The following is a 19,850-nucleotide window of genomic DNA, read 5'->3' as shown; positions in this document are numbered from 1 at the left end:
AAAAAAGTCCCGGTTCGGGGTTTTTGCGTGGTCAAAAACTCCGCTATACTGAACACAAAGTTGAACGGAGGAGATTTTCAATGAGCCGCCAACCTATCAATGAATCCATTCGCCGACTTCTCGAGGACAATCCCAATGTCCTTCATGTAACGGATAAGACCATACAATACTCGCCTGAATTTAAATTGAACGCCGTGAAGGCCTATCAGGAAGGCAAGACGCCATACGAAATCTTCCTGGAGGCAGGGTTGGATCCCAAGCAGATTGGGACGGATATACCTAAACAATCGCTAAAGCGATGGAGGAAATCGTATGACGCCCTTGGCGAGGAAGGACTGTTGTCTGAGCGTCGGGGCCGCGGAAGCACTGGCCGGCCGGTAACACGAGATCTGTCTGCGGAAGAACAACTGAAAAAGGCACAGGCTAAGATCAAGTATCTAGAGGCTGAACTGGAATTGTTAAAAAAGTTAGAGGCAGCCGAGAGGAGGCTGAGGAAGTAAGGCTTACACCGGGAGAGAAATATGCATTGATTGAAGAAGTGATCCGGACGTTTGGGCTCAAGAGAGCCGTCGCCTATCTATGCAGGGTCGCGGGAGTCCGCCGTCAGGGTTACTATGAATGGCTGATCCGCCGTGATTCACGCGACCTCCGTGCGGAGGCGGATTATGAGGATGCCCTTCTACTGATCGAGATCCAGGAACGGAAGAAAGGGAAAGCAGGATACCGCACCCTACATATGATTTTGAGGAATGAATATGGCGTAGTCATGAACCACAAGAAAATCCTTCGCCTCACTGGCCTCTTCGGCCTTCATGCCAGAATCCGGAGAGCCCATCCCTACAGGAAGATGGCGAAGGCGACGCAGGAACACCGTACGGTGTCTAATCACCTGAATCGTGAGTTCCAACAGGATGAGCCGGGCAAGGTCCTCCTGACTGATATTACCTATCTGTATCACGGCAAAGGCCAGCCAGCCTACCTTTCCACGATAAAGGATGCGGCGACCAAGGAAATCCTCGTCCATGAACTGACGACCAGCCTTTCCATGCCAATCGTCTACCGGACGCTGGACAAGCTTGAAGGAGCTCTTGGAGAGAATCTTCATCCGGAAATCGTCCTTCATTCAGACCAAGGGTTCCACTACACCCATCCCGAGTATCAGAAACGCATCAAGGACCTGAACATCAAACAATCAATGTCCCGAAAGGGAAATTGTTGGGACAATGCGCCGATGGAATCCTTCTTCGGTCATATGAAAGATGAAATTGACTACAGGCAATGCCAAACCTTCGATGAGCTCAAACTACTGGTGGATGAGTATGTTTACGAGTACAACAACCACCGATATCAATGGAATCTAAAAAAGATGACTCCGGCACAATACCGGAGTCATCTCATCGCCGCATAAGCAGGGTCTTTTATTAAGCTGTCCGCTTTATAGGGTTCGGTTCAGCGTCCTGCTTATCGGTCCGATTTATTCAATACTTTTGTGTAAGCCACCACTTTGTATTCAAGCGTCGTTTTGTTAACCCGACTGCCCTGTTCCCCGAAATAGAAAGTTAATAGCTTTTTCGCTTCCAGGACATCGTCAAAGATAAATTCTGTATCAATCACTTCGTATTCAAATCCCCGCTGGACCCATGGAGCAACAGAACTTGTAATGTCGTTCGGAGAGTATGAACAAAACTCATCATCCCCGTAATTATCTACGATGATGATCCGGCTGCCGTCTTTCACGACCCGCTCCACTTCGCTTAAGCCTTCATCGATATCCTTGATCCCATCAAAGAAGAATGCCCAAGTAGAATATATGGCATCAAAAGTATTGTCGTGGAAAGGGATGGATTGTGCCACGCCATTGGACCAGACGAGTTTTTTACTGCGATCGATCATTTTTTCGTCCGGTTCCATCGGGATGACAAATCTGCCTTCACGGATCAGCTTTTCAGCTGTGAATCCGTTGCCTGCTCCCACATCCAGGATCAGGCCATCCGGGAGATGTTCTTCCAGGTACTGAATGACGTTGCCTTTTCTGTCCATGCATCTTCTTTCGATTTCAAAAAGCTCGGGTTTGATGCCGCCATAAAACGGGATGATCTTTGATTCGAATGGGTTAGTCATGTTTAGCCTCCTAAATAGTGAAGATGTTTAGAAGACCATAAGGCGTAGCCTATACAATAGAATTCACTCCAATCAATTCCATGTTACTATAATATCGAAATTATATAAGTTTCGTCGTATTTTGAAGGAAACAACCTATTCAAGAACGCTGACAAAGCGCTGTTTAGTGAGGAGTAGGTCCTGAGCCCTTTTTAGTTAGCGGGGGTAGGTTTCGGGTATTCTTCCGTAATAAGAGGAAGTAGGATTGGAGGGTTGGAATGAAAGGGCAGATACTCGAGAGGTTGCTGAATAACCCGCTAATGGCCCGTTATGCTTTTTTCGGCCTGTTGATATTCAGTGTATTTCTTGACAGCATCATTCTGAATGATAATAGACATTTTTTTATCTTTAGTGTGTTGTCTGTTATCTTCCTTGGCATCGGGTTTAGTAATAAACCAAAATGGTATCTGTTTGCCTTGACGTTAATTGTCGTCACATGCAGGTATTATCTGGTTCCGGATACCGAACCGAACGCATTTACCTTTATCCTTTATTTGCTGACCTATTTTCTGATCACGCTCATTTCGGCTGAACTGATGAAGTTCGTTCAAAAAGTTAGGAGAGACCACTTAGAAATAACGACTACACTGACAAATGCATTGGATTCCAGAGATCCCTATACAGCGAACCATTCTGAGAACGTGGCGAAATATGCACTGCAACTGGCAGAGAAGATGGCCCTATCCCGAGAGCACTGTGGGATCATTTGCGAAGGTGCATTGCTGCATGATATCGGAAAAATAGGTGTACCCGAGCATATCCTTTCAAAAGAAGGAAAATTGACTGTTGAAGAATATGAGATTATCAAAACACATCCGAAGACGGGCTTTGAAATGATCAAACATATTGGGGAATTTAAGGATAATGGTGTACTGGATATTGTCTTGTACCATCATGAACGTTTTGATGGAAAGGGGTATCCGGCAGGTTTGAAAGGCCATGAAATCCCTCTGTTCGCCCGAATTGTTTCTATTGCGGATGCATTTGACGCGATGAGGTCAAAACGCGTATACAGGGATAAGATCGGATTAACCTACACATTAGATGAAATACGAAAGGGCAAGGGAGCGCAATTTGATCCTGAAATCGCCGATGTTTTTCTTAGCCTTTTCGAAATACAAGACACCGGAAAATGAGGACAACCGAACGCACATCTTAAACTGTTACTGAAAAACGCTTATTCCAGATGGGATGAGCGTTTTTCTTTGGCTGCATTACGGTTCCAAATGCCGAAAGTAATCCCTAAGATCTTTTGGCAATTCATCTACCGCAAGAACTTCTAGCTTATTTGTACCAGGGGTAGTCATGATCAAAAAAGTTTTTTCGTCATATTCAAAAAGTGAAAATTGGCCTATCGATTTTGGGGATTGATCCAAGTTCGAGATAAACGCAAAGTCTTCTTCTCTGAAATTCCCTTCGTATCCCTCTAGCATTAATTTTGTTGCCTCTTCGAAATCGTCTGCAAAAGCGATGGCCTGATAGAGTTCCAGCGAATTTTTGGGCGTATGGAAAGTCACGTAATAGGTTGGCAAGCCAAGGATTACGAAAATCAATAATAAGAATACCATCCAATATTTCAACCAATCCTTCAGAGCCATTTTCTCAGAACCCCTCACATATTTAACTTCTCCTCTATCCCAACTGTCTGGCTAAGTTCCTACAGGTGTTGCGATGTTGTGTGATTTATTTTATCCGATTTCCTTTTATTTGTAACTAGTGTGGGGGAGCGTCCATGGGCTTACCGCTTTCCAGATTAGGGAATGTAAAATGTGGAAACGCTGATTGAACACAGACAGCATGAGACAGGAGCAGTGGTGAGATGGAAAATAATCTTGCAAAAATAGATGAAATCAAAGATGCGTTGAATGCGAGGTTCCAGGAGCGCGAAGCCGAGATCGAGGCGATCCTGGTCGCTGCGCTGGCGCGGCAGCATATCCTCATGATCGGTCCGGCCGGCACGGCGAAATCCGCGCTGGTAATGGAGCTTTCAAAGATGATTCAGGGCACGCAATACTTCCAGTGGCTGCTGACGAGATTCAGTACGCCGGAGGAACTGTTCGGCCCGCTGTCGCTTAGGGACCTGGAGCAGGGTGTCTACAAGCGGAATACGAAAAACAAGATGCCCGAGGCGCATGTGGCGTTCCTTGATGAGATTTTCAAAGCAAACAGTGCGATCCTCAACAGCCTTCTGACCCTCTTGAATGAACGGGTCTTTTACAATGATGGCGCTCCGGTGCAGGTGCCGCTCATGTCGGTGATCGGTGCGTCCAACGAATTTCCGGAGGACGGGGAAGGGCTTGAAGCACTGTTCGACCGTTTTCTCCTCCGGTTTGAAGTCGACTACATCGCTGATGAAGCGAACTTCATTGCGATGATGAAAGACTCGGGGCAGCATCAGCAGATGCCGGTGATGACCCTGGAGGAACTGATCGATCTTCAGCACATGACGGATCAGGTAGCCATCCAGGACGACGTGTATACGGCACTGTTGAAAATTAGGAACGAACTGAAGGACGAAGGGATCCGGCCTTCCGACCGCCGGTTCAAGCAGTCTTTGTCCCTCTTGCAGGCAAGGGCACTGATCAATAAGCGGCAGACCGTGCTGCCGGAAGACCTGATTCTCCTTGAACATTCCCTCTGGGAGACGACCGATCAGAAAGAGGCAGTCTGCGTTATCGTACGCAGACATGCCCAGGACGCCCTGGTCAAGACGCTGGATTCTCTCAAAAAGGAGGCCAAGGACATCTTCGGGCGGGTCAGGAAAGACCCGTCGGCGGAGTATGGAATGGAAGCCACTCAAAAGCTGAAAAAGCTGGAAGCTGAGCTGGATGGTCTGAAAGTACGCCATGAAGGCCGAAATGAGGAAATCGATACGGTCCTCCTTAAAGTGAAGTCGATGCAGCAGGAACTCGCCGTGAACTCGATGTATGACGGAGAAACTGGTCAGGATACGTCCGGGATCTACTACAGAATGTGAGGCGATGCCGGATGAGTCAGCTGGACCTTGAAGAAAATAGTTCTGTCCTGAACACAGACGCCTTCGACAAGCGGCGGTTCAAGGAAATTATAGAGATGTCGAAGGGACTCCAAGAACTCAGGGACGAAGCGGTCATCCCGACTTTCGAAGCGCTGCTCGGAGACATCTGGGCATCCCTGTACAAAATGAAGCCTTCCATCACGGAAGAGGACGTGGACGGATCCCTTGCGGCCAACAAGCAGATCATGCAGGCAATCATGGCCGATCCGTCCTTTGATTCATTCCGTCATTTCACCCGCTTAAATGACTGGGCGTCCGCGATCAGCACGGTCAAAACCGGTGAAAAGACTCACCAGTGGCTGGTCATGCAAACGGAAAAAGACAAGAGCCTACGGGAGCAACTCCGCAAAGTTCGTGAACAGGCCAGCCGGCGGCAAGAGGAGCTAAATCCGGAAGTCCTTGCGGAAAGCCTGGAAGAATTCAACGAGAAGCTCAAGCAGACCATCGAATTCAACCTCGAGAGTTTCCGGCAGTCGATGGACCAGGCTAGGGGTGAAGCCCAGCAGGCGGGAGAATGGCTGAAGTCCCTTCTGGGCGGGAGCCGAGCGGGAAGCGGCGATGCAGAACTGAGAAAAGTCCCGCTCCGTGACAAGATCTACCTTGCGGAAAAAATATCAACCGACCGTAAGCTGAAGGAAATCGCGGACTGGGCGGGACGTTTCAAGCAGGCCGCACGGAAAAAGCAAAAGGCCAAACAGACCGAGTCGGTGGCAAGGCAGGGAGTCACGACCGGGATAGACGTCGAGAATCTGCTTCCGGTCGAGCTCAGCCTGTATACTCATCCGATGACGAAAATGGATTTCCTTCGGCGATTCTCGGAAAGGCAGACGATGCAATTTGAACTGAAGGGCCCCGAACATCTCAATAAAGGTCCGATCGTCATTTGCCTGGACCAGTCGGACAGCATGAGGGAACTGGACACCCAGTCAAAAGGGTTTGTCCTCGCCCTGATGTCGATCGCTAAAAGACAGAAGCGGGACCTGAGCCTCATCTTGTTTTCTTCACAGGTCCAGCAATTTGAATTCAGCAAAGGGGACATCGGAGCCTCACAAATCGTCAAGCTTGCCGAGGCTTTTCTGGGAGGCGGAACGAAGTTCGATCTGGCCCTCGGTGAAGCTCTGGAGGTAATCGGCGAAAGCCGATTTAAAGAGGCGGACCTCGTGTTTGTCACGGACGGCGAAGATCAGGTGACGGATGAATTCCTGGAGCGGTTCAACAAAATAAAGCATGAGAAAGCCTTCCAGGTACTGTCTCTGCTCATCGGCACCAAACCGGAATCGGTCGAGCCGTTCACCGACCGGGTAGTCCAGATCAGTGAATTCAACGAAGAAGGCAGCTTTGCCGCCTTTGAAGTGTAAGGTGCTTCAGGTATGCTCTCCCCTCCTTTTGTAAATGCTGAAAAGGAACAACACAGAGGAGGAGACAGCATGCTGAAGCTTCAAACACAACTTGAAGGGCAATTGGCATCTTACGGCATTGTGAGCGACTGCATTCGTGACCTCGGCTATCATATGGGCGGAAACTGGGATTACGACCATGGCTGCTTTGACCATATCCTTTGCCAGGAAGGCGGCGAAACCATCTATGTCCGGCTTCCGTTCGTGGTAATGGACGGCCAGCTGGACCATCCGTTTGCCACAATCCGGTTCGGCACACCTTATGTGATCAAACACGTAGTGCATCTCGGCCTGGACCATAGCGGGGACGCGCTTTTGGATGCGACCGGCTTCAGCCAGTTCCAGAAACCGGTGGATAAAGACGGAAACATCATTGATAAGAACCGCTGGATCCATGCGGGAGAACTGGCAGTGGCAGATCTTCTGGACTGCATGCATTCGCAGGGATTGCTGAAAACGAGCTGATATGGAAAACGCCTGTCCGAGAGTGTGGACAGGCGTTTTTTCGTGTTGGCGTCGCGCGGTAGTGTACTTTCACGTATCAACGTGAACACTCGCGCATTGCGTATCTTAGGCTGAGGGAGGAGGAATATATTCCTTTGAGTTCACCATTTTGTTGTAGTCATCAATCAACTCTTGTAAGTCATTACGGTCAATCATTATAACGTTATTTGAGCGTGCAGTGATCATCGCCTTCTTAGTAAAAACACGATTTGTGATGACTACTTTATTTTGAACGTTCCAATAACCTGCCCCTCCACAAACCTCATTTACAGCTGCAACACCCACAGTTCGGCCTTCGCCATAGCACTTTGCTTGAATTCCTGATCTCATCCCATCTTTTACGACAATCAAGTCGATCCCAAAATCCGTGTGAGGAGTCACTTCAACCTTATAACCCAAACCCCGGTAAAGTTTCGAGAGGAAGACTTCAAATTCTGTTCCTGACATCTGATCAACCTCCTTGAGAGAGACGTGATCAATACTGGGTTTTATCTCGAAAAGTTTATTCCCATTTCTTACTGCCAAGAGAGCCACATAAAAAAGACAAATAAAGTATACGGGAATCAACAACCGACCGTATTTAAATGCTTCTCCCACCATGATGGTCACCAAAAAGAAGTAAAGGACTAGTAGTGTTTTTTCTCTATATCTCCAGTGCTCAATACGCCGAGTACGATAAAAAGGTCTCTGTAGCCCTAGAATTATAAATAAACCAACAATGATAAAGAAAATGAAGAGCCAGAGTGTAAGTATTGTCTGGAAATCATGATGTACATTTTTTATCTCCCAAGCCAACCTTACACCCATGGAAAATAAGATGGTTACGTAAAGGAATATCGGCGGTATATTGAACTCAATGGTATCTGTGCTCTTTCTTCTTCCTCGTTTCTTTTTCATGACTGGACTCCTTTTGTCTCTGTTGGTAATAGGGTGTCCAAAATGAAATGTAGTGTGTACAAGTAAAGTTCTGGAAAATATTCTGGTGAGACGGGCTTGATTCCAAATAAAAGGACTCCGGCACATTTCCGGAGCCATTATTTTAATGTATTCGCAAATTTATTCCCCAGTCAAAATCACTCCACCAAAACTCCCGCCAAGCACCTGCTTGCCATGCTGGTTGTCGCAGTGGAATGTGGCGTAGATGGCAGTTTTCCGTTCGTCTTTCTTTTCCAGCTGCTTGATGGTGACGTCGCAGGTGATTGTGTCTCCAGTGAATACAGGTCGGAAGAATTCGAAGTTCATCGTGCGGGCAAGGACATTGTTGTCGCCTCCGACTTTTGTGGGCAGTGTCGCCGTCAGCAGTCCCTGCACGATGAGCCGGTCTAGTTCGTCGGGCTGTACGTGATGGTCACCTTCGTCCTTCGAGACTTTTGTGAACAGCTCCACGTCTTCCTTGGTGAATGTCCGCTCAAAACGGATGATATCACCCGCTTTGATCCCCAATGCGGTTCCCCCGATATCCCCCATTCGTGATTCCCCCTTAAGTTCATTGGCAGTGCTGTATAAGGAATTGTAACAGTCCGGGCCGTTCCATTGCCAAGGGCTACATGTTTGGGAGACAATATTAATAGACTATTCAAATATAAAGGGGGAAGGGAACATGAACGTCAATGAACTGGACACGCCGGCACTACTGATAGACCAAGAAATTCTTCTTGAAAACATCCGCTCGATGCAAGAGTACGCTGATGCAAACGGGGTAAAGTTGCGGCCCCATACGAAGACGCACAAGATGCCATATGTGGCCAAGCTGCAGAAGAAAGCCGGTGCGACAGGGATCACCGTCGCCAAGACCGGCGAAGCGGAAGTGATGGCTGCACGCGGACTGGATGACATTTTTATCGCCAATCAGGTCGTCGGCAAGACGAAGCTCGAGCGGGTCCGGAAACTGGCTGAGTCCATTGATGTTTCATTCGGGGTGGACAGCCCTGTCCAGATCAAACAGATCGAAGAGGTATTCCGGGGTGCGCAGAAGCCGGCGCAGGTGCTGGTGGAGATTGAAGTCGGCGAGAAGCGGTCGGGGATTATTGAGGAGAGTGATTTCCGGACACTTTTGGAAGCGATCCGCACCACTGATCACGTCCATTTCCGTGGGGTCTTTTCCCACGACGGGCATACGTACAAGGCGGAAAGCGCGGAACAATGCCGGGAACTGTTCGAGGAAGCATCGGACCGGACGCTGCGGTTCGCCCAAATTGCGCGGGATGAGGGAATGGAGCCGGAAACCGTAAGCATTGGCTCGACGCCGCCGTTCCTGCTCGGCTTTGATATCCCCAATGGCATTACGGAGATCCGGCCCGGCACGTATGTGTTCATGGACGCGTCCCAGTCGAATGTGCTCGGCCATTACGGCCGCTGTGCCGCCACAATATTGACGACCGTTATCAGCAAGCCGACAAGAGAGCGTGTGATCATGGACGTCGGGGCAAAGGGCATCACCGCCCAGACCAGGTCTGTCGGCATCACGGCCACCAAGGGACTCGGGAAGATCAAGGAGTTCGACGATGTATTCATCGATGGTGTGTTCGACGAGCATGCAATCATCTACAGCGAAGGTTTCAGCAGCCAGGTGGAAATCGGCGCCAAAGTCAGGATCATTCCGAACCACATCTGCCCGGTGTGCAACCTGCATGAGCGCGCCTGGCTCATCTCCGGGGACGAAGTCGTCGATGAAATCCCGGTTGAGGCCAGAGGGAAGTTGAGCTGACTGGTCCAAGGACCTAGGTTTCCGACTATTTTACCATTTTAGAAATCTCGAGTTGACCGATGAAGATTCTTCCTGTAAGATGGCAATCAAATCAAAATATTCTTATCCAGAGCGGCGGAGGGAACTGGCCCGATGAAGCCCGGCAACCTTCAGGCGATGCCTGAAAGGTGCCACATCCAGCCGGACATCCATCTGTCCGGGAAGATAAGAGAGAACGGGACAGTCGGCCTCTCTGATCATTCAGGGAGGCTTTTCATATCCCGTCAAACTGAATAAATAATTTCTTATCAAGAGCGGCGGAGGGACTGGCCCGACGATGCCCGGCAACCACCAGACAGATGTCTGGAAAGGTGCTAATTCCTGTGGGAAGCAATTCCCAAGAGATAAGAAGAGGACGGGAAACCCGCGCTCTCTTCTTAGAAGAGAGCTTTTTTATTTCCATACATACACACGAGAGGGAGAGAGAAAACATGAAAAACACGAAAATCAAACTGCTCGGACTGGCAGCGGCGGCACTATTGGCGCTGGCGGGATGCTCGTCATCCAACGCGGAAGAAGACGGCAATCCGGAAAAGATCCGGGTGGACTATGCGCACTATTCGCCGACCAGCCTCGTCCTGAAAAAGTTCGGCTGGCTGGAAGAGGAGTTTGAAGAGGACGGCATCAAGGTCGAGTGGGCGTTCAGCCAGGGCAGCAACAAGGCATTGGAATTCCTGAACAGCAACAGTGTCGACTTCGGTTCGGCTGCCGGAGCTGCTTCACTCATGTCCAAGGCGAACGGCGCACCGATCCAGAACGTTTACATCGCTTCGAAGCCGGAATGGACGGCACTTGTGACAGGTTCCGATTCCGCGATCGAGAGCGTGGAAGACCTGAAGGGCAAGAAAATCGCAGCGACGCTCGGTACAGACCCGTACATCTTCCTGCTGCGCGCGTTGAATGAGGCCGGCCTGTCAGCGGATGACGTGGAAATTGTGAACCTTCAGCACGGGGACGGCGCAAGTTCCCTCACGACAGGCGCGGTCGATGCCTGGGCGGGCCTTGACCCGCATATGGCGCGGCTTGAAGTGGAATCCGGCGCGGAGCTGTTTTATCGCAATGAAGAATTCAACACCTACAGCTTCCTGAACGTCCGTGAAGAGTTTGCGGAAAAGTATCCGGAACATGTCGAGCGGGTGATCGAAGCCTACGAAAAGGCACGCCAATGGGTGATCGATAACCCGGAAGAAGCAGCAAAGCTCCTTGCGGAAGAAGCGGAGATCCCGCTTGAAGTCGCGGAAATCCAGATGGAGCGCAACGACTTCTCCGAACCGGTTCCAGGAGATGCGCAGCGCGATGCCCTCATCGAAGCCGGGCGGATCCTGCAGGAAGGGGAAGTCATCAAGCCGGACGCGGATGTGGAGAAACTGACGGATGAACTGATCGACCCGGCATTTGCCGAAAAGGCGATCGGAGAGGAGTGACCGGAAAATGGTGAAACAGGCGATATCGATCCCCGGCGCAAGCCGGCAGGCGACAAAGGATAAAGCAAAAGTCAAAACGGGAGGCGTCCGAAAGGCATTGCTCGGCGGCATCCTTCCTTTGGTCCTTGTCATCATATGGGAAGCGCTCAGCCGGGCGGAAGTTTTCCCGGCCTATCAGTTGCCCGCACCGAGCGTGATCCTGTCGACCATCATCGGAATGGCGCAGGACGGTTCTCTCTGGAGCCATGTCGGCATCACGGTCTACCGGGTGTTCGCGGGCTTCCTGATCGGGTCGCTTGTCGCGGTCGTGCTCGGTTCCGTCGTCGGATTCTATAAAAAGGCGGAGCATGTGCTCGACCCGACGATCCAGGCCTTCCGCTCGATCCCGTCCCTTGCATGGGTGCCTCTGTTCATCCTCTGGATGGGGATCGGCGAACCGTCCAAGGTGACAATGATCGCAGTCGGCGTTTTCTTCCCGGTTTACCTGAACACGGTGAGCGGTATTGCAGGTGTCGACCGGAAGCTGATCGAAGTCGGCCACATGTACGGCCTGAACGCTTATCAGCTGGTTACGCGGGTCATTCTTCCGGCGGCGCTCCCATCGTTTTTGACCGGGCTCCGGAGCGGGCTCGGTCTCGGCTGGATGTTCGTCGTCGCAGCCGAACTGATGGGCGCGAGCCAGGGGCTTGGCTACCTGCTCGTCGTCGGCCAGAACACATTGTCACCCGAGACGATCATTGCGAGTATCATCCTGTTCGCAGTCATCGGCAAGCTGTCTGACTGGATCCTGAAAATCATCGAAGAGCGCGCACTCCATTATCAGGACCGCGCGGTTCAATCATAAAAAACGCTTAAAGGGGGCCTCGGCCATGGCACTTGAACTGAAAAACGTCGGCCGCACATTCGACGGCCAGACAGCGGTCCGGAACGTCAACCTGTCCGCGGGAGAGGGAGAGATCATCGGCCTTCTCGGTACGAGCGGCTGCGGGAAAAGCACGCTGCTCCGGGCGATATCTGGCCTGGACGGAAACTACGACGGAGAGATCAGACTGAACGGAAAATTGGTGGACGGCGTGCAGGAGTCCGCGGGGTTCATCTTCCAGGAGCCGAGGCTATTCCCGTGGCTAACCGTCCTGGAAAACGTCACATTCGGATTGTCCAGCAAGGCCGGGGACAAGGAGAAAAAGGGCCGCGAGATCCTCAGAAAAGTCGGGCTGGGGGACAGCGAAAATCTGTATCCGAAAGAGCTGTCCGGAGGCATGGCACAACGCGTCGCAATAGCCCGCGCGCTCGTCACTTCTCCGGAGGTCCTGCTTCTGGATGAACCGTTCAGTGCGCTGGACGCCTTCACGAAGATGCAACTGCAGGACCTCCTGCTCGATATCTGGAAAGAGGCGGGCACAACGATGGTGCTCGTTACCCACGACATCGACGAAGCCTTATATCTGTGCGACAGGATTGTCATCCTGCGCGGACGGCCGGGTGAGGTCGTGAGTGAAATCAACGTCGGGGAGCCAAGGCCGAGACCACGCGGCAGCACCCGCCTTGCGGAACTGAAGACGGACATACTGGAAAGCCTGGACCTGAGCCGGTCCTGATAGGAGGAGACAGCATGACAATCGTAAAAGAAAAGATCCTGGCACCGCTGCCGGGCAACTATAACCTTGAGAACTATGACGAGATCCGGAACACATTCACCTGGGAGGACGCATCGGGTGAACTGTTCTGGAAAGCCGGAAAAGTGAACGCTGCATACGCCACGGTCGACCGCCACGTCGACGAGGGCTACGGTGACAAGATCGCCCTCCATTACGCCAACGGTGATGAGCGCCGGTCGCTGACATTCCGTGAAGTGAAAGAGAAGACGGACCATTATGCACGAGTGCTGAAAAAGCACGGCGTGAAGAAAGGCGACCGCGTATTCGTCTTCCTGCCGAAAACACCGGAATGCTATATCGCCATTTTGTCGGTCATCAAGATCGGCGCGATTGCGGGCCCGCTGTTCGAGGCCTTCATGGAAGAAGCGGTAAAGGACCGGATCAACGACTGCAACGGTACCCTCCTCATCACGGATCGGGAGCTCGGCGAGCGCGTCCCGCGTGAAGAGATTCCGTCGCTTGAAACGGTCCTATACGCAGATGAGATTGAAGCGGAAGAAGTTGAAGTGGTTCCCGGCGAGGAGCTGACCGAGTGGGTCGGGCCGGAAGACGGTATGCTGATCCACTACACGAGCGGTTCCACCGGCAAGCCGAAGGGCGTCCTGCACGCGCACCGCGCCGTGTCCCATCATTACGTCTCGGGCAAATGGGTGCTTGATGTGAAGGACGACGACGTCTACTGGTGCACCTCCCACCCGGGCTGGGTGACCGGCAGCGTATACGGCCTGTTCGCACCGTGGCTCAACCGCGCGACGGTCATCATACAAGGCGGCCGCTTCAAAGCCGAAGACTGGTACCGCCTCATCGAGGAATTCGGCGTGACGATCTGGTACAGCGCGCCTACTGCCTTCCGGATGCTGCTGTCAAAAGGCGACGCGCTCAAACAGTTCGACCTGTCCTCGCTCCGCCACATCCTGAGCGTCGGCGAACCGCTGAATCCGGAAGTCATCCACTGGGCGTGGAACGAACTCGGCGTCCGCATCCACGACACGTGGTGGATGACCGAGACCGGCGGGCACCTGATCGTGAACCTGCCGGCCGAGCCGATCAAGCCCGGCTCTATGGGCCGCCCGTTCCCGGGCATCACCGTCGGCATCCTGGACGAAAACGGACAGGAACTGCCACGCGGCGAAGTCGGCCAGCTCGCGATCAAGACCCCATGGGCCGGCCTCATGAAGGAGATCTGGGGGAACAAAGACCGATTTGACGCCTACTTCAAATACGAAGGCTGGTACCTGTCCGGCGACCTCGCCTACCAGGACGAGGATGACTACGTCTTCTTCCAGAGCCGCGACGATGACATGATCAACTCCTCCGGTGAACGCATCGGCCCGTTTGAAGTCGAAAGCAAGCTGATCGAGCACCCGGCCGTCGGCGAAGCCGGCGTCATCGGCAAGCCCGACCCGGTCCGCGGAGAAATCGTCAAAGCGTTCATCACGCTCCGCCCTGGCTTCCAAGAGTCGGATGAACTGCTCGAAGACATCCGTGTCTTCGTTAAAAAAGGCCTCGCCGCTCACGCCGCTCCGCGCGAGATCGAAGTCATGGAAGAACTGCCGAAAACGGTGATCTCCGGGAAAATCCTTCGCAGGGAGCTGAAGGCGCTGGAAGCCAAGCGCGCAGAAGAAGCGGCAATTGTAGGAGAGTAATTGGCCGAATCGGGCATTCGTCACTTTCAAAGCCCGATTCGTCACTTTCAAGCAGCCATGCGTCACTTTCGCGACCCCTTTCATCACTTTCAAGACGCCATTCGTCACTTTCGCTCAAATTGAAGAAAGCCATCATCCGAACTGCCGCGGATGATGGCTTTTTGAGTCATTGAAGGAAATGCGGCCTCATAGAAAGAAGGATATCCGTACTACAAATAAGGGGGCAGGGATGATGGGGGATTGCTTTATCTGCGACAAGCACGCAGGAAATATTGAAACTTCCGGAGCGGTGATTTATGAAGATGAGCACGTGTATGTCGGACATATCGACAGGGATGGCCGGCCGAACTACCTGGGCCACATCATGATCGATTTAAAACGGCATGCCCCTACACTGGCTGACCTGACGATTGAAGAGGCCAAGGCGTTCGGCGTCACGATGGCCAGAGTAAGCAAAGCCCTGAAGGAATCAGAAAACGCCGAGCACATCTATTCATTCGTCTCGGGTAATGCGGTTCCCCATCTTCACATGCATCTGGTGGCGCGTTATCCGGGCACGCCGCAGGAATATTGGGGACCCTCTGAAGTCTACGACTGGGAGGGCGCACCGATGGGAGATAACGATGAGGTCGTCCGCCTTTGTGGCCGTCTGAGAGATTATATGGAGGAACACTCGGTATGACCTCTTTCAGTTGGGTCGGTAGTGAGGATGATTTTGTCGACCGGCCCTCCATCCTTCAGTTGAAGCATATCGTGGTGGGGCGGTACGGCGGAAATTCAACGGCCGGTCAATCCAAGAATGAAGACGGCTGTCTGATCTGGCTAAGCAGGGAGGAGGACTGGGAGCTTGCGGTGGTTCTCGATGCCCATTATTCCGCTGAAAGTGCCGATGCCGTTCTGGAATTGTTCGGGCAGGAGGAAACTGCCATCAGACGGATTCTCGGGTTGCCAGCTAGCGATGAGGCATTCACAGGGCTGGAAAGAAAAATACTGAACATGTTTCAGTCCGATGAGTTTCTGGTCGCTTGCCGGAAGGTCAAAGGGGAAACCGCATGCCTCATCGCGGCAAGAAAAGGAGCGTATGTATGGTGGCTGTCCGTGGGGGACTGCCTGCTTTACCTGTTCCATTCTGAACTAGTACGGATGGGGCAATATCAGTTGAATCAGCGGCAGTTCTACGAATGGATCGGCCAGGTGAACACGTTCGCACAAGAACTTCCGTGTTATACGGTCGGCAGAAGAGAGCTCCGTAAAGGAGAAAACCGGCTGTTCCTGACGACCGACGGTTTGGTCGAATGCCCGGGGGCCCCTTACTCGGATCCTGCAAGCATTGATCAGTCGTTTCAGAGGGGAGTTCCGGCTGCTGATGCTGTCCATTCCATGTTGGAAACGATTCAGCAACACGGAGTCAGAGACAGCGCGACAATCATCACGTGGGATATCAAGGTGACCCGGGATGCTGTACTGCCGAGTGATTTGGGTAAGAAGTGATCAGGAGGGACGGGGAATCATTCATCACTTTCGATGGGTGTTTCGTCACTTTCAAGACCGGATTCATCACTTTCGCAGCACGATTCATCACTTTCAAGCCGCCTTTCGTCACTTTCATCAAAAAAGGCATCATCCGTTTCACACTCCGGATGGTGCCTCTTCTTATAATGCCCCTATCGTCCGCCGAATCCGGTCGCGTATGTCACCGTATTCTGTGCTGTCCATCAATTGAATCATCGCATTCCTCAGTTCATCCGCATCCTCAATATTCCCGACAGAAATTGCGCGGGAGAAGATGCGGGTGTATTTCCTTCCTTCCTCATAGGCCAGCGCACGGACCGGAACGCCTTCTTCCTCAAGCCGCAATAGAAAATGATTTCTCTTCCCGGTTGGCAGGGGACCGACCTCGATGATCAGGCGGAGCGCGGAATTCTTCAGGCGGAACCAGGCGATGAGCGGGTATCCGAGCCAGTATTTTTCTGTCAGATCATATCCGGCGGGGAAGCGGGTCCATTCCGATTCGACGAAGTTGGGGAGGCGGTGGTGGATCTGGTAGTTCGAGATGTCCTTGACCTCAAGGAGCTGACGGAAAGCCTGCTCAATCGGCGTTCCGTCAGCAGTCCGGTTCTGTACACCTTCCTCGCCCATGACCACAGCTTCATTGGTGAGGCGAAGCAGGGATTGGAAGGCTTCTTTCTCATAAAGCCGTTCCATGACCCGCGCGAGCTCGCTGACATCTTCCCAAGATTCTGGGGCTTCCGCATCCATATAGATGCGGGTGTACTGGCTGCTTTCCTCATATGCCTGCTCCTTGATGTCGAGTCCCCTTGCGGCCAGTCCCCGAAGCAGTCTGACGCGCAATTCGTGTTCGAGCGGACCGACCTCCACTCTCAATTTGAGCCGGTCGCCTGCCCGTTCAAACCAGGCGATCAGTCCTCGATTCATCCACCAGTTTTTCCTCAGGTCGCTATCCTTGTATTGCTCAAACCACGTCTTCTCGAGGAAGTGTGGAACACGGAAATGGGCGGTGTAGAGATGTTCAGGCCACTTTCGTTTTCGTGCAAACTTCAGGAACGCCTCTTTCAGGAAGCTGTCACCGACACTCTTTATGAAATTGATGGTCTCCAGATGCCGGCGGTAGGTGCTGATCAATAAATCATCCCCATCACCAGGACCTTGCCGGAGCAAATGCAGGAGGTCGACCGCTTCCTTATGATTTCTGTATAGATCCATTCCGGTGGCATTCAGCTTTTCATTCTCGACAAGCTGATCTTCCAGGATGTCGGTGTAATACGAAATGAAGTTATGTATGTGTGCATTCATATATTCTTTCCGGGTTTCAAGGAGTTGCTGCAGAATTGCAAGCACATCCGAATAACCGAGCATCAGATAATCCTCGTGTGTCGGCTCCTCATCCTGGAGAGTCAGGAAAACCGGAATGATCTTATATCCCCCATAGACCGACCGGGCGTATTCGATATACTCTTCCAGCTGGCCTTCCGATTCGCCTGACCAGTACTTGTTTTCAATCAGCAGGACGGTTTTATGGAAGGCAGACACGGCAAGCAGGTCGATCCTCTTCCGGTTGGAAGTTTGAAGCTCTTTAAAGACGGTGAGGTCGTGGTAGGGATGGCTGGAGATTTCCAACACATCGTAATTGGACAGCTTGTCCTCATCGTCTGTGTTCGCAGGATTCGTAAATACTTTCGTAATGATCTTTTTCGCGAAGTAGGGTCCCAGATTATGATTCCCTGCTGGATCCATCAGCCAGCCCAGCACATTGGAATGACGGATTTCATAGTTGTCGACCTGGAGAATCTTAAATGGGTTGAAGCGGTTGAAGTGATCGTCCAATACAGTGAAATCAGGGTCCTCGATCAGGGCGAGGACTTGATGTGAATGGTGGGTCATGGCTCCTCCTTCATTTGTGCGCTGATTTAGCGGTGTCCGTTCCATTCTTCATGGAACTCCTCCAAAAATGCTTCCATGTACCGGTGTCTTTCTTCCGCGATCCGCCTGGCTTCCTCCGTGTTCATGAGATCCTTCAGTTTCAGCAATTTTTCGTGGAAGTGGGCGATGGAAGTGCCGGTGTCACGATCCGGGTCATGGATCGGCTGGCCGCGGTTGCCGCCGAAGGCGAATGTCCGGGCGATGCCGATCGCGCCGATCGCATCAAGCCGGTCGGCGTCCTGGACGACCATCCCCTCGACCGTTGATGGTCGCTTCCCTCCGTTCTTGCTGAAGGAGACCTCGTCGATGATCGTACAGACAGCTTCAGTCTGGGCGGACCCTATTCCTTGCTCCGCCATGAACGCCCGCGCATTCGGCAGGCCGTCTCCGCTGTCGAACAGTTTCGGGTCGTCCGCGTCGTGGAGCATCGCGGCCAGCCCCACGAGTTCCCGGTCGGCTCCTTCCGCATCCGCGAGCCGCATCGCCATCCGGTATACCCGGAGCGTGTGGCGGACATCGTGCCCGGTCGCATCTTCCCCGAACAACCCACTGATCCGTTCAAGTGCCGCCTCGTATAAAGCCGGATTCATGCAATCTCCTCCTTGTGAGCAGTTCACTCCATTTTATCATTCCGGAACGGGTAAGATGGAAACAACAGGGAGGGATTTCGATGCAACATTTCCAGCGTGATATCAAAGACCATTGGCGGGTGAGGTACCAGAACCCCGGATTCCCGCACGTCCAGCAGGGGTGGGTGCTGCCGCCGGGGCAGGAGGAGGCATTCGACCCGTTCATCATTATGGCCGACGACTGGTTTAAGCGGGGAACGTTCTCCGACCACCCGCACCGAGGTTTCCAGACGATCACCTACGTGATCGACGGCCGTCTCGAGCACATCGACAATGGAGGCGGCTACTCGGTCCTGGACTCGGGAGACGTGCAATATATGAACGCAGGTTCCGGGGCCCGACATGCCGAGGAGGCATACGGGGACGACCTGATCCACACGCTGCAGCTCTGGCTGAATCTTCCGGAGCGGCTGAAGGGATCGGATTCCTTCTACCAGAACGTCAGAGTGGATGAAGCACCGGTTGCCGAGGTGGATGGCGGCACGGTCCGGGTCTATTCCGGTGATGTCGCCGGTGTGAAGGGACCGATGGAAAGCCTAGTGCCAATCACGATGGCCGAAGTCTCGCTCAAGGAAGGCGCCGAGTACACACATGTCCTGCCGGAAAACCACAATGCCTTTCTCTACGTGCTGGCGGGAGAGCTGTCAGCGGGAGAATCCGGCACCGTCCTGTCCAAAACAGACGCCGCGACGCTCACCTTTAACGAAGAAGGGGAGGAATCAGCGCCAAGCGGGCTGAAACTCCGCGCGAACAGCAGGACGCGCGTGCTGATTTACTCCGGCGTTCCGCTCCGCGAGAACGTCGTCGCCCGCGGCCCGTTCGTCATGAACTCGGAAGAAGAAATCCGCGAGGCCTTCTTCGACTACCAGGCCGGCAAATTCGGCCCGCCCGCGGTGAAATAAGAAAAAGGGAAGCCCCGCGGATCCGCGGGGCTTTTGTCGTGAGAGAAGTGGAGCGTTGCGTTAAAGCATTGAGACGTTGCAATATTGAGATGAGACGTTGCTATAATAATGAGAAACGTTGCCAAATGCCGCTAAAAACGCACACCAAAGAACCGCTTCAAAAATAAATATTCCGACTTCAAAAAATGGGTTGCATGGGCCATTTTTCTTTGCTAATATAAACGTTGTCCGATTGAGGACTACGGCCCCTTGGTCAAGCGGTTAAGACACCGCCCTTTCACGGCGGTAACACGGGTTCGAATCCCG

The 19,850-nt window shown here is 52.5% G+C and carries 19 protein-coding genes and 2 riboswitches; of the genes, 13 read left to right on the top strand and 6 right to left on the bottom strand.

Annotated features, from left to right (window positions below):
• Window positions 1-80 precede the first annotated feature (80 nt).
• Window positions 81-1,408, top strand: a protein-coding gene (locus DZC51_RS11620; protein ID WP_370513675.1) for an IS3 family transposase whose coding sequence is annotated in 2 segments (ribosomal slippage) — window positions 81-468 and window positions 468-1,408 — 1,329 coding nt in all. Because the reading frame shifts where the segments join, the coding sequence is not laid out codon by codon here.
• A gap of 53 nt (window positions 1,409-1,461) precedes the next feature.
• On the opposite strand, the gene DZC51_RS11615 is transcribed toward DZC51_RS11620, so the two are convergent.
• Window positions 1,462-2,121, bottom strand: a complete 660-nt coding sequence (locus DZC51_RS11615; RefSeq protein WP_157296111.1) for a class I SAM-dependent methyltransferase — start codon at window positions 2,119-2,121, stop codon at window positions 1,462-1,464.
• A 257-nt stretch (window positions 2,122-2,378) separates the two neighbouring features.
• On the opposite strand from DZC51_RS11615, the gene DZC51_RS11610 reads away from it, so the two are divergent.
• The gene (locus DZC51_RS11610) at window positions 2,379-3,296 is read left to right on the top strand and encodes an HD-GYP domain-containing protein (RefSeq protein WP_157296109.1); all 918 of its coding nucleotides are present in this window, start codon (window positions 2,379-2,381) and stop codon (window positions 3,294-3,296) included.
• 78 nt (window positions 3,297-3,374) lie between these two features.
• Here DZC51_RS11610 and DZC51_RS11605 read toward each other — a convergent pair whose 3' ends face one another.
• Window positions 3,375-3,758, bottom strand: a complete 384-nt coding sequence (locus DZC51_RS11605) for a hypothetical protein (RefSeq protein ID WP_157296107.1) — start codon at window positions 3,756-3,758, stop codon at window positions 3,375-3,377.
• A 221-nt stretch (window positions 3,759-3,979) separates the two neighbouring features.
• Here DZC51_RS11605 and DZC51_RS11600 point away from each other — a divergent pair, with 221 nt between their 5' ends.
• The 3 genes from DZC51_RS11600 (at window position 3,980) to DZC51_RS11590 (ending at window position 7,059) form a co-directional block, all read left to right on the top strand.
• Entirely contained in the window at window positions 3,980-5,137 is a 1,158-nt protein-coding gene (locus DZC51_RS11600) for an AAA family ATPase (protein ID WP_157296105.1), read from the top strand.
• An 11-nt stretch (window positions 5,138-5,148) separates the two neighbouring features.
• Entirely contained in the window at window positions 5,149-6,555 is a 1,407-nt protein-coding gene (locus DZC51_RS11595; protein ID WP_157296103.1) for a vWA domain-containing protein, read from the top strand.
• Between the two features lie 69 nt (window positions 6,556-6,624).
• A complete protein-coding gene (locus DZC51_RS11590; RefSeq protein WP_157296101.1) occupies window positions 6,625-7,059 on the top strand; it encodes a YugN family protein in 435 nt (144 codons plus the stop codon).
• A gap of 105 nt (window positions 7,060-7,164) precedes the next feature.
• On the opposite strand, the gene DZC51_RS11585 is transcribed toward DZC51_RS11590, so the two are convergent.
• Both DZC51_RS11585 and DZC51_RS11580 read right to left on the bottom strand, forming a co-directional pair.
• On the bottom strand, window positions 7,165-7,995 hold the full coding sequence (locus DZC51_RS11585; RefSeq protein WP_157296099.1) for a restriction endonuclease: 831 nt from the start codon (window positions 7,993-7,995) through the stop codon (window positions 7,165-7,167).
• Between the two features lie 159 nt (window positions 7,996-8,154).
• Window positions 8,155-8,565 carry an FAS1-like dehydratase domain-containing protein gene (locus tag DZC51_RS11580; RefSeq protein WP_370513692.1) on the bottom strand — a complete coding sequence of 137 codons (411 nt, stop codon included), beginning with the start codon at window positions 8,563-8,565 and terminating at the stop codon, window positions 8,155-8,157.
• 133 nt (window positions 8,566-8,698) lie between these two features.
• Here DZC51_RS11580 and DZC51_RS11575 point away from each other — a divergent pair, with 133 nt between their 5' ends.
• The 7 genes from DZC51_RS11575 to DZC51_RS11545 all read left to right on the top strand — a co-directional run bounded on the left by DZC51_RS11575 (window position 8,699) and on the right by DZC51_RS11545 (window position 16,063).
• The gene (locus DZC51_RS11575) at window positions 8,699-9,805 is read left to right on the top strand and encodes a D-TA family PLP-dependent enzyme (protein ID WP_157296097.1); all 1,107 of its coding nucleotides are present in this window, start codon (window positions 8,699-8,701) and stop codon (window positions 9,803-9,805) included.
• Between the two features lie 99 nt (window positions 9,806-9,904).
• Window positions 9,905-10,016: riboswitch (SAM riboswitch) on the top strand.
• A 70-nt stretch (window positions 10,017-10,086) separates the two neighbouring features.
• A riboswitch (SAM riboswitch) is annotated at window positions 10,087-10,195 on the top strand.
• Between the two features lie 80 nt (window positions 10,196-10,275).
• Window positions 10,276-11,268 carry an aliphatic sulfonate ABC transporter substrate-binding protein gene (locus DZC51_RS11570; protein ID WP_157296095.1) on the top strand — a complete coding sequence of 331 codons (993 nt, stop codon included), beginning with the start codon at window positions 10,276-10,278 and terminating at the stop codon, window positions 11,266-11,268.
• A gap of 7 nt (window positions 11,269-11,275) precedes the next feature.
• Entirely contained in the window at window positions 11,276-12,112 is an 837-nt protein-coding gene (locus DZC51_RS11565) for an ABC transporter permease (protein WP_157296093.1), read from the top strand.
• Between the two features lie 25 nt (window positions 12,113-12,137).
• Entirely contained in the window at window positions 12,138-12,866 is a 729-nt protein-coding gene (locus tag DZC51_RS11560) for an ABC transporter ATP-binding protein (RefSeq protein ID WP_157296091.1), read from the top strand.
• A gap of 14 nt (window positions 12,867-12,880) precedes the next feature.
• On the top strand, window positions 12,881-14,572 hold the full coding sequence (gene acsA, locus DZC51_RS11555) for an acetate--CoA ligase (protein WP_157296088.1): 1,692 nt from the start codon (window positions 12,881-12,883) through the stop codon (window positions 14,570-14,572).
• 232 nt (window positions 14,573-14,804) lie between these two features.
• Window positions 14,805-15,254 carry an HIT family protein gene (locus DZC51_RS11550; RefSeq protein ID WP_157296086.1) on the top strand — a complete coding sequence of 150 codons (450 nt, stop codon included), beginning with the start codon at window positions 14,805-14,807 and terminating at the stop codon, window positions 15,252-15,254.
• Window positions 15,251-16,063 (top strand): PP2C family serine/threonine-protein phosphatase, encoded by an 813-nt coding sequence (locus tag DZC51_RS11545; protein WP_157296084.1) that lies wholly within the window; start codon window positions 15,251-15,253, stop codon window positions 16,061-16,063. The genes DZC51_RS11550 and DZC51_RS11545 overlap by 4 nt, the downstream gene beginning before the upstream one ends.
• Before the next feature lie 162 nt (window positions 16,064-16,225).
• Here DZC51_RS11545 and DZC51_RS11540 read toward each other — a convergent pair whose 3' ends face one another.
• Together DZC51_RS11540 and DZC51_RS11535 are read right to left on the bottom strand one after the other, a co-directional pair.
• Complete coding sequence (locus DZC51_RS11540) at window positions 16,226-18,019, bottom strand: PDDEXK-like family protein (protein ID WP_157296082.1); 1,794 nt, start codon at window positions 18,017-18,019, stop codon at window positions 16,226-16,228.
• Complete coding sequence (locus DZC51_RS11535; protein WP_157296080.1) at window positions 18,001-18,603, bottom strand: HD domain-containing protein; 603 nt, start codon at window positions 18,601-18,603, stop codon at window positions 18,001-18,003. The genes DZC51_RS11540 and DZC51_RS11535 overlap by 19 nt, the downstream gene beginning before the upstream one ends.
• Window positions 18,604-18,683: 80 nt before the next feature.
• Between DZC51_RS11535 and DZC51_RS11530 the strand changes: the two genes are divergently transcribed.
• Window positions 18,684-19,544 (top strand): pirin family protein, encoded by an 861-nt coding sequence (locus tag DZC51_RS11530; protein ID WP_157296078.1) that lies wholly within the window; start codon window positions 18,684-18,686, stop codon window positions 19,542-19,544.
• Window positions 19,545-19,850 lie beyond the last annotated feature (306 nt).

Source organism: Bhargavaea sp. CC-171006 (assembly GCF_009761675.1).
GTDB lineage: Bacteria > Bacillota > Bacilli > Bacillales_A > Planococcaceae > Bhargavaea > Bhargavaea changchunensis.
The sequence above is the reverse complement of the archived record's forward strand: the minus strand, read 5'-3'. Positions and strand labels throughout refer to the sequence as shown.